The sequence below is a fragment of the Vibrio parahaemolyticus genome, from assembly GCF_900460535.1.
Lineage (GTDB): Bacteria > Pseudomonadota > Gammaproteobacteria > Enterobacterales > Vibrionaceae > Vibrio > Vibrio parahaemolyticus.
The window spans coordinates 1-9,551 of sequence record NZ_UHIL01000005.1 but is presented as its reverse complement, the minus strand read 5'-3'; the positions used below and the strand labels follow the sequence as shown (position 1 = coordinate 9,551).

6 protein-coding genes, 2 tRNA genes and 3 pseudogenes are annotated in these 9,551 nt (G+C 45.2%); 5 read left to right on the top strand and 6 right to left on the bottom strand.

The window, feature by feature from the left end; genetic code table 11:
- From viaA to dld, 5 genes are all read left to right on the top strand, one after another.
- Positions 1-1,017, top strand: a 1,017-nt coding sequence (gene viaA / locus DYB02_RS25590; RefSeq protein WP_115224165.1) for an ATPase RavA stimulator ViaA, incomplete at its 5' end; no start/stop codon positions are given.
- Positions 1,018-1,240: 223 nt separating this feature from the next.
- A tRNA-Cys gene (locus tag DYB02_RS25580) sits at positions 1,241-1,314 on the top strand.
- A 3-nt stretch (positions 1,315-1,317) separates the two neighbouring features.
- Positions 1,318-1,393, top strand: a tRNA-Gly gene (locus DYB02_RS25575).
- A 221-nt stretch (positions 1,394-1,614) separates the two neighbouring features.
- Entirely contained in the window at positions 1,615-2,517 is a 903-nt protein-coding gene (locus DYB02_RS25570) for a LysR family transcriptional regulator (protein WP_025506934.1), read from the top strand.
- A gap of 385 nt (positions 2,518-2,902) precedes the next feature.
- On the top strand, positions 2,903-4,609 hold the full coding sequence (gene dld / locus DYB02_RS25565) for a D-lactate dehydrogenase (protein WP_005486292.1): 1,707 nt from the start codon (positions 2,903-2,905) through the stop codon (positions 4,607-4,609).
- Positions 4,610-4,777: 168 nt separating this feature from the next.
- On the opposite strand, the gene DYB02_RS25560 is transcribed toward dld, so the two are convergent.
- From DYB02_RS25560 to DYB02_RS26025, 6 genes and pseudogenes are all read right to left on the bottom strand, one after another.
- Positions 4,778-5,086, bottom strand: coding sequence for an AzlD family protein (locus DYB02_RS25560; RefSeq protein WP_005460963.1), 309 nt, complete (start codon positions 5,084-5,086; stop codon positions 4,778-4,780).
- Positions 5,083-5,814, bottom strand: a pseudogene (locus tag DYB02_RS25555) (AzlC family ABC transporter permease). Before DYB02_RS25555 ends, DYB02_RS25560 begins: the two are co-directional and overlap by 4 nt.
- 235 nt (positions 5,815-6,049) lie before the next feature.
- Positions 6,050-7,274, bottom strand: a pseudogene (gene alr / locus DYB02_RS25545) (alanine racemase).
- 109 nt (positions 7,275-7,383) lie between these two features.
- Entirely contained in the window at positions 7,384-8,100 is a 717-nt protein-coding gene (locus DYB02_RS26035) for a methyl-accepting chemotaxis protein (protein WP_256595263.1), read from the bottom strand.
- On the bottom strand, positions 7,997-8,404 hold the full coding sequence (locus DYB02_RS26030; RefSeq protein WP_256595262.1) for a methyl-accepting chemotaxis protein: 408 nt from the start codon (positions 8,402-8,404) through the stop codon (positions 7,997-7,999). Before DYB02_RS26030 ends, DYB02_RS26035 begins: the two co-directional genes overlap by 104 nt.
- A pseudogene (locus DYB02_RS26025) lies at positions 8,401-9,019 on the bottom strand (MCP four helix bundle domain-containing protein). The gene DYB02_RS26030 and the pseudogene DYB02_RS26025 overlap by 4 nt, the downstream one beginning before the upstream one ends.
- Positions 9,020-9,551: the final 532 nt, after the last annotated feature.

Sequence of the window (9,551 nt, the reverse complement as noted above, 5' to 3'; positions counted from 1 at the left end):
TTAGAAGCCAACAAAGAGAAAGTTCTTAACGATCTGTATCAACGTATGGAAACCATGCGCAATATGGATAAAGTGACGGAATCTGGCGACGCTGAAAGCGTAGGGCGATTGTGGGATATGGCTTCGGCAAAACTCAGCAAAACCGATTTAACGGTGATGAAGCGTCATGCGGAGTTTTTGAAAAAGCACAAAGGCTTGCAAGAAATCGCAGAACAGCTTGGCCGTATGGCTGGGCAAGTGAATGATCCTGACTTAAACCGTGCACCAGCGGAAGAGCTGCAAATGGTTGAAGAAAAAAGCGACGAAGCGACTGATGATATCGTCGGTATCCATGAAAGTGACGATCTCAACAAGCTGCTGCCAAACGAAACCATGTTTTTGGCTTACCCAGAGCTAGAAGTTGTGTTCTACAAGCATCTGGTCGACAAGCGTTTGATGAACTATCGCACGCAAGGTAAATCTCGCACTTTACGTAAAGTCAAAGCGCATCGTCCAGACAACAAAGCTGTGGATATCGAAAAAGGGCCGTTCATCGTCTGTGTGGATGCCTCTGGCTCGATGAGTGGTTTCCCTGAGCAGTGCGCAAAAGCGATGGCGTATGCGTTAATGCAGATTGCACTGGCCGAACAGCGCGATTGTTACGTGATCATTTTCTCTACTGAACACATTACTTACGAGCTCACCAAACAAGATGGTTTACGTGAGGCGGCGGATTTCTTAACGTACAGTTTCCATGGTGGTACAGATTTGGAGCCAACGCTTATCAAATCCATCGATTTGATGAGTGGAGATAAATACAAAAACGCCGACATGGTGGTAATTTCTGATTTTATTGCGCCAAAACAGCAAGATGAGTTGTTGGCAAAAGTGGATGCGCTTAAAGCGAAGAAAAACCGCTTCCATGCGATCAGTTTATCTAAGTACGGAAACCCTGCGTTAATGTCGATGTTTGATCATACTTGGTCTTACCATCCAAACGTTGTGGGACGTTTACTCAAGCGTGTAAGTAACGGTTGATGACCTAAAGCGGCGAATTCGCCGCTTTATTTTTAGTTCGTTTACCGGATGAAAGTGTTTGGGGCAGAATCAATAAATACGCAATTGGATCGAATTTTCATCTGATTGATTTAAAAAAAAGCAAACAAACAGAAAATGAAAGATTTTTGTTTGACTATCTTTTCTGAATCCGTAAAGTAGCAACCAACGCAACGGGGGGAGACCTCTTAAAGCGTTAAAGAAAGGCGCGTTGGCAGAGTGGCTATGCAGCGGATTGCAAATCCGTGGACCTCGGTTCGACTCCGGGACGCGCCTCCATTTGCGACACTAGCTCAGTTGGTAGAGCGCAACCTTGCCAAGGTTGAGGTCACGAGTTCGAACCTCGTGTGTCGCTCCAAATTGTTCAGATATGGCAATTGCTGTATCTCGATGCTTAAAGCATTAACTTAAAACCAGCGGAAGCTGGTTTTTTTGTATCTGAATATCCGAAAACAGATCCTATTCTTATTTCTCTCTCGTGATTTGTAGGTCTCACCATTGGTAACTGTGACCCTACATTTAGCGCCTCGGCTGATATCGGTTTACAATATCGGCCTCTAAAGGATTTGACGAAGACGCATGAGAAACACCGACGATTACATCATTTTTTACCATTTGGTCGAACAAGGCTCCTTCAGCAGTGCGGCAAGGCACATGGAGCTCACTAAATCGGTGGTTAGTAAACGTATTGCGAAGTTGGAGCAAGAATTAGGTGTTCAGCTTCTTTATCGCACGACGAGAACGCTGACGTTGACAGAGGCGGGGCAATCCTTCTTTGTGCACGCTAAAGCGGTTTATCAAGCTGTTGCTACAGCCGAAGAATCGATCGTTGGATTGGGGAAGAACCTGTCTGGCAACATTAAGATCACGGTACCTACCATTTCTGGTGAGTTGATTCTTCCGGGTGTGATTTCGGAGTTCAATGACAAGTATCCTGACATCAATATCGATATGGAACTTGATAATCGATTTGTCGATATCGTCAATGAGCGTTTCGATCTGGCCATTCGTACTGGCATGTTGCCAGATTCTAGCCTTATTGCCAGAAAGCTGGTGGATGCAAACTGGGTGGTGTGTGCGTCTCCCAAATATCTTGCCAAGCATGGGATTCCAAAGCAGCCGAGCGAACTGACTAAGCATAACTGTTTAGTATATTCCTATCAGGAGACTGGCGCGCGTGAGTGGGCGTTTAAAGCCGACGATAAGATGTACCAAGTTACCGTTGATGGCAACTTATGCACCAACAACTCTTCCGCATTGCGAAATGTCGCGCTGTTAGGGCAAGGTGTTATCTATGTGCCTCGCGTACTGGTGTATGAAGATTTAAAGCAGGGCAGCTTGATCCAGTTGTTCAAAGAAGAAACGGCGAAATGCTTGGGTATCTACGCTGTCTACCCATACACAAGGCAGCAACCCGAGAAGATTAAGATCTTCATTGATCACCTATACAACAGCTTCCAAAGTCAAAATCATCGATTTTAAATCAAGTCTACAACGCCATTGGTTACTTTGGTGTTGTGGTTTTGTTTCCACCTTTTCTCTTAAATAATTTATCCAATTTAGCCACTTACATGGTGTTACTCCCTCATCACTTACTTTGATAACAAGACGTTGCGCACATCTGTTAAAGAATGGTTTTGTTATTGTTTCTTTTTGGAAACGATCTGTTTCTTTCGTTCTAACGTCGGTTTGTGAACGCTAAGTTACAGAAAAACAACAGATTAATTGCGCTATGTGAGTGCTGGTTAAGGTTTGTACGCTTGACCTTGATGGACGCAGGGAAATTGACTGCTTATAGTGAGCCAAACTCAAATCCACACCGTGTCTGGTTGGATGTGAGTGATGCAAAATAACTAGAGATACGGATATGAAACAAAAGCAGCTGATAGAAGAATTTAAAACGATAGTCGGGGAAGAGAATGTCCTGACCGATCAGGTTAAAACCAAATACTACCGCTCAGGTTTTCGCTCAGGTAGTGGTACAGCGCTTGCCGTCGTGTTTCCTAACACTTTGTTAGAACAATGGAAGATCATTAAACAGTGTGTCGAGGCGAACTGCATCATTATCATGCAGGCTGCGAAAACAGGTCTCACAGAAGGCTCTGCACCAAGTGGTAACGACTATGACCGCGATGTCGTGGTGATCAACATTACCAAAATCAAAAAAATTCATCTGCTGGATGGTGGCAAACAGGCGGTGTGCTTACCCGGTGCAAGTTTACACTCACTAGAAAAAGAACTCAGAGCCGTTAACCGCGCGCCGCATTCTATTATTGGATCTTCATCGCTAGGTGCGACAGTTGTCGGTGGCATTGCCAATAACTCAGGCGGTGCGTTAGTGAAACGCGGCCCGGCGTATACTGAGCTTGCCATCTACGCGCAGGTCGATAAGCAGGGCAACCTCCATCTGGTTAACCATCTTGGTATTGATGGCTTGGGTGAGACGCCGGAAGAAATTCTTCACAATCTGCAAGAAGGTAATTTCGACCCAAGCAAGATCGTTCACGATGATCGCATGGCATCAGACAAAGAATATGATGAACGAGTTCGTGACGTAACGTCTGACATCCCTTCACGTTTTAATGCAGACGAGCGTCGCTTGTTTGAAGCGAGCGGCTGTGCGGGCAAATTGGGCGTGTTTGCAGTGCGTGTTGATAGCTACCCAGTGCCAAGCAAAGAGCAAGTGTTTTACTTGGGCACGAACGACGCAAACAAGTTAACCAAATTGAGAAAAGATTTTCTGACTCAATTCGATAACCTGCCAGAAATGGGGGAGTATCTGCATCGCGATATCTTCAATATGGCAGAGAAATACGGCAAAGACGTGTTTTTATCGATCGACTTATTGGGTACGGACAAACTGCCTAAGATGTTCGCACTGAAAGCGAAAGTAGAGAACTTTTTAGAGCGAGTGCCATTTGTCAGCAAATATTTGCCAGACACCATTTTGTACTACGCAAGCAAATTGTTCCCGCAGCATTTGCCTGAGCGAATGTTAGAATTCCGCGATAAATACGAGCATCACTTAGTGCTAAAAATGAGTGATGGCGGAATTGAAGAGGCACAAAAATACCTGAAAGAAGTATGGGCTGTTGAAGATGATTGCGATTTCTTCGAATGTACGCCAGATGAAGGTAAAAAAGCTTACTTACATCGTTTTGCGGCGGCTGGGGCTGCGATTCGCTACGAAACGATTCATCGCAACGAGGTTGAAGACATTGTTGCGCTCGATATCGCATTGCGTAGAAATGATGAAGAGTGGTTGGAAACTTTACCTGAAGAGGTGAGCAAAAATCTGGTTCAGTCGCTCTATTACGGGCACTTCATGTGTTACGTCTTCCATCAGGATTACATCTTCAAAAAAGGTACAGATACCAAATTGATGAAGAAGCTGATGTTAGAGCACCTCAATAGTCGCGGTGCAAAATACCCAGCTGAGCACAATGTGGGTCATTTGTACGAAGCAGAAAACTCATTACAGAAGTTCTACCACGAGCTTGATCCAACCAATACCTTTAACCCGGGCATCGGTAAAATGGACAAATATAAGCGCAACTGTAACTGCTGTGCTTAAGCCCCTGTTTTGATCACTAGAGTCTTAGGCTTATATATCTGAGATTCATCAAACATGAAGAAAAAGCCCTGCTGACGACATTAGAGTCAGCAGGGCTTTGTTGTTTATGAATCGTGATTTTGATGAATATGGCTTTTCTGAGCCTTTGACGCGATTTAAAACCCAGTTTTAGAAAGCGCGCACTGCGGCGGCAGCGATAATGCCAGCAGCAATAGCAGGAAGCGGTTTTTTAACGATAAACATCACCACAGCGGTTGAAAATAGCGCGGCTCTCGCACCGTTGTCACCTTCGACGGCGAGAGGCGCTAAGAGGGCAATCAGTACAGACCCTGACATAGCGGTGATAAAACGTTGCACGCGTTCGCTAATCGGAATGAATGACATCACATAAACGCCGCCCCAGCGAGTTGCCAGAGTTACCAATCCCATTGCGATAATGATAAACAGCGTGCCGCCTAAGCTTGTTTCAATGTTCATGCTTTTTTCTCCTTCCAACAAGCACCTAAAATACCGCCAGCGATTGCGCCGACAACGACATGGCTGTTTTCTGGCAAATACCAGTAAGCCATCAGTGATGAAGCTGCTGCCATGCCCCAAATCGCGAAGATACGCAGATTTTTAGGGCCGCCTGCAACCATAGAAAGTAAAAAGCAACCCATGACCATATCAAGTCCGAGACTGACTGGATCTTTGATGGCACCACCAAAGTAGATACCATCCACGTGCCGACAATCCAGAAGCCCCAAAGCGCGAGGCCCACCGCCGACCAACAAACCAAACCCAGGCTCTTTCTTGCCAAATGCGTTCATCGCCATTGCCCATTAGCATCGGAGGCAAGTAACATAATGCCATAGCGCTTATGTGGCGGTAGCTGTCTCAGCCAAGGGTAGAGCGTCGCACCCATCAGAAGGTGGCGAGCATTGATGGCAAACACAGTAATCAAAACCGGTACAAGTGGTACTTCAGCTCCCCACATTTCTAACGTGGCAACTGAGACGCACCAGCAAAGACGAGCGTGCTCATTAAAAGAGTCGGAAAGGCGTCTAAGCCGGTTTGCACCGCAGCAACCCCAAAGGCGAGGCCAAAGACACCACAAAAAAGGAAAGCGGTAAAAGCTGAGTAAATCCACCCCAGACGTCAGCCCGAGTGAACTCATGTAGCTCCCCAGAAGATCGAGGAAAAGAGGATGTATTTCTGTCATAAATGTACCTAGCCGGCAGCAAAGTTGGGAGAAGCCCCAAATGGGTATTGTTGTGATTTTGTAAACTGCATGTTTAACATCAATTGGATGGGCTTTCAAACACAACCAGAATGTGGTTTTCGTCGCAGACAACAAGATGACACTAACGTTATCGGTGTTTCAGGGCTTTTTGAGCGAAAAAAGAAAGCGAGCACGAAGCTCGCTTTGAGTTAGGAAGTGTTTAAAAGGAAGTCGTAAGATTACTTCACGTACACGCGAGGGTTTGATGTGCCCCAAATGGTGTAAAGTTCTGGGAAGATCACGTCGGCGTTCTTCTCGATTTCTGCGGCATTGATGGTTGAGATTTTTGGTTGCCGAACAGAACGACCTCAGAACCCGGCTTCACGCCTTTGATATCGGAAACGTCGATCATTGTTGTATTCATTGACGTTACGCCAACCACTTTGCACGTTGACCATTGATCAGCACGTCTGCTGTATTGCCCATTTTCTTGGGTAACCGTCAGAGTAACCGACAGGAAGGTTCGCCATTACGCTTTCTTTAGTGGTTGTAAAGCTGCTGTCGTAACCACAGTGCTGTTTTTCGGTAGGTGGTGCAGTGATGCTACGCGTGTTTTGAAAGACACGATAGAAGGGTATTCAAGGTTAGTTGGTAGATCACCGTAAAGCACACCACCAGGACGGACCATATCAAGTTGAGCTTCTGGTACGTTAAGCGCTGTGTACGAGTTTGCTACGTGCAGAAGAATGTCTTCGCGTTTTAGATTCGCTTCTTCAATAGCCATGCCGAGCTTTCTTTGAATGAGCCAAGTTTCGCGCGTACTTCTTCTGCGTTGTAATTCGGGAAGTGCGTCATGATACCGACAATCTCAACGCCAGATTGCTTAGCAATCGCAAGGGCTTCTTTTTTGCCGTTTTCTGTCGTCATGTCAATGCCGTTACGACCCATGCCGCCGTCGTTAAGCGCAAGGTGAACTTTGACTGTCTTGTTTGCTTTTTTAGAGAGTGCAGCGATCGCTTTTGCTTGATCAAGCGTGCCGATTAGCTCTTCAACATTAAGATCAAGTGCACCTTCAATTTCGCCAATCTCTGCTGAGCGAACACGCATTAATTGACCTTTAAAGCCGCTGTCTCGCACAACTTGTGCTTCTGCATTACTTGCGATCGCTACGCAAGGAATTTGCTGTTCTATGATAGTTGGCATTAAGCCTGCGATACCGTTGCCATAGGCGTCAGCTTTCATCACCGCACAGATTTTAGTCTGGTCATTCATGTGTGACTTAAACTGCTCGATGTTTTGCTTAAACTGACCTAAATCGATTTCTAGCCAAGTGTTGGATGATTGAATTTGACTCTCTTGGTCTAACGTCGTTTGAAGCTGGAGTGGAGCTGCGATTGAATGCATAGCAGGGGTGAACGTTGCTGCAGCAATGGCAATAGAAAGAAGAGTTTTCTTAAGGCGCATAAAACCTCCATACGCGTTTTTTATTGTTAAGGAAAGCGTACGAGGGAATGTACGCCAGAAAAACAAAACGCCCAAACTGCGGAGCTTGGAGCGTTTTTGTCGAGTCGTTTTAGTTTAGCTTAAAGCGGCTCATTACATCTTGAAGAGATACGGATAGCTGGCTCAGTTCGCGGCAAGCTTGTGCAGTTTGCTCTGAACCTTGCGCGACCTCTTGAGACGCAAGATGGATGTTTTCGATGCTACGGCTTAGTTCCTCAGCTACTGAGTCTTGCTGGTTACATGCCGTTGCGATTTGACTGCCCATGTCTGAGATATCAGAAATCGCATGTTCGATGTCGTTCATCAGTTGTTTTGACTGAATGCCTTGGTCAGCGCACTCGGCAATGCTTGTGCGAGAAAGCTCAGTCGCTGATTTCGCGTCTTTCGCTAGTGATTGTAGCTGCTCGATGATCGCTGTGATTTCACTTGTTGAATCTTGAGTACGGCCAGCAAGAGTACGAACTTCGTCCGCTACAACTGCAAAGCCACGGCCCGATTCACCAGCACGCGCTGCTTCAATAGCGGCGTTAAGCGCAAGCAAGTTTGTTTGATCTGCGATATCACGGATAACATCAACCACAACGTTGATTTGGTTCGATTGCTGTTCAAGCTCTGAAACTGTATCACCAGCAGCGCCGATAACATTTGCTACTTCACCAATCGCATCAACCATGCTTTGTGTTTCACGCACACCAAGTTGTGTACGGTGGTTTGCATCGTTTGCTTGGCTCGCTGACTCTTCCGTGTTGCGTGCAACGTCGGCTACCGCAGCTTTCATTTCCGTCATTGCTGTTGCAACGTGCGTGATTTGTTAGCTGTTGGTCTTTCATGCCAGAAGCAGAAAGCTCAGAGATTTGGTTCATCTCTTCTACTGCACTGCTCAATTGCGTTACAGCGGCAATAACGTTGTCGATAACTTGGCGTAGGTCGTTTTGCATCTTAGTCGTTGCATCTGCCAACTCGCCCAGTTCATCGTTACCAATCAACTTACGATCGATGTCTTTAGGAAAGGTCACTTTCGCAATCGAGTTTGCTTGTTCCACAACAAGTTGTAGTGGACCACAAATCAAACGCGTTAGAACAAGCGTCATAACAAATCATGATCACTAGAATGGTCACGTTGCTCGCGATGGATGAGTTGCTCAAACCGTTCACTGAAGAAAGGGATGTGATTTTTGTTGCTGTCCATTGCGACTTTCAACAAGCGGATTAGCTCGTTTAGATCAGAATCGACGGCTTCGAAGTCGTTTAAAGAGTTAGATAGAACAGCGAGCGCTTCGGTTTTGTTGCCTGCTAACATCGACTCATTGTATTGGTCCATAGTAACCAAGTACTGTTTCCACTGACGCATTAGGCGTTGGAACGTTTGTTGTTCTTCACCTGGCCAAATGGTTGAGCCGTAAGCTTCAAGTTCTTTTGCTGATCTTTTCGCGTTCACGGATGTTACTTGCGATTTTGTTTCTGATCTTATCTGCGTCCTTATAGGTGTAAGTAGCAAATTGAGAGCGACGCCAGTGAGAAAGATCATCTCGGATCGCATCCACTCTTTCCATTGCTGGAAGAGTGTCATCAGTATAGTTTAAAAGCTCAGATTTGATTTCTTTGAGCTCTGTAGACAAAAATACGCCAAATACAATATTAATAAGCGCAATCAGTAAAAAAGAGAGCGAAATTTTCTTCGCAATAGATAGGTTTCTGATAGACATTGGTGATATACCTTGTTTTTTTTATGCAGTGTCGTCAAAGTAAACCACGTCCTTATATGTGATATTGATCCATTAAATTACTGCAACACATTTAAAGTATCATTAATCGAAACGATTTTCGATAACGTATTGAGCTTTTCAAAAAAATAAATTATGTCAATGGTTTTATAATGGTAAGACCAGGCGTTTTATGCATTTACGTGTAACAAATTGTTGAAAATGAAAGGACGCTTCCATTTTTACGGGGTGTTAACGATGTGCTTAATGCACAAAAGGTGAGGGAAGTACCGGAATGGTTGTGCATGGATATGATAAGAGCGCGATGCGACGCTTGCTGAATTTATTGTTTTACTCATTTGGTGACGAAAATGTGTGCTGATTGATCGTCAATTAAACTTGTTAGCGTGCTTTTTAATCGTTTGAATCAAAAAGGTAAAATTTATTGTTGACCAGATAAATTAATCCGTTAAAGTACGCCTCGTTCTCACGGCACAGGCCGCTGAGAGATGGTGTTACCATCGCAAAGATTTGC

What these genes read in the sequence shown, in the direction of transcription:
- dld (WP_005486292.1), top strand. Translation starts at nt 2,903, where the DNA reads ATGAAACAAAAGCAGCTGATAGAAGAATTTAAAACGATAGTCGGGGAA.
- DYB02_RS26030 (WP_256595262.1), bottom strand. Translation starts at nt 8,404, where the DNA reads ATGACGCTTGTTCTAACGCGTTTGATTTGTGGTCCACTACAACTTGTT.
- DYB02_RS25570 (WP_025506934.1), top strand. Translation starts at nt 1,615, where the DNA reads ATGAGAAACACCGACGATTACATCATTTTTTACCATTTGGTCGAACAA.
- DYB02_RS25560 (WP_005460963.1), bottom strand. Translation starts at nt 5,086, where the DNA reads ATGAACATTGAAACAAGCTTAGGCGGCACGCTGTTTATCATTATCGCA.
- DYB02_RS26035 (WP_256595263.1), bottom strand. Translation starts at nt 8,100, where the DNA reads ATGACGGAAATGAAAGCTGCGGTAGCCGACGTTGCACGCAACACGGAA.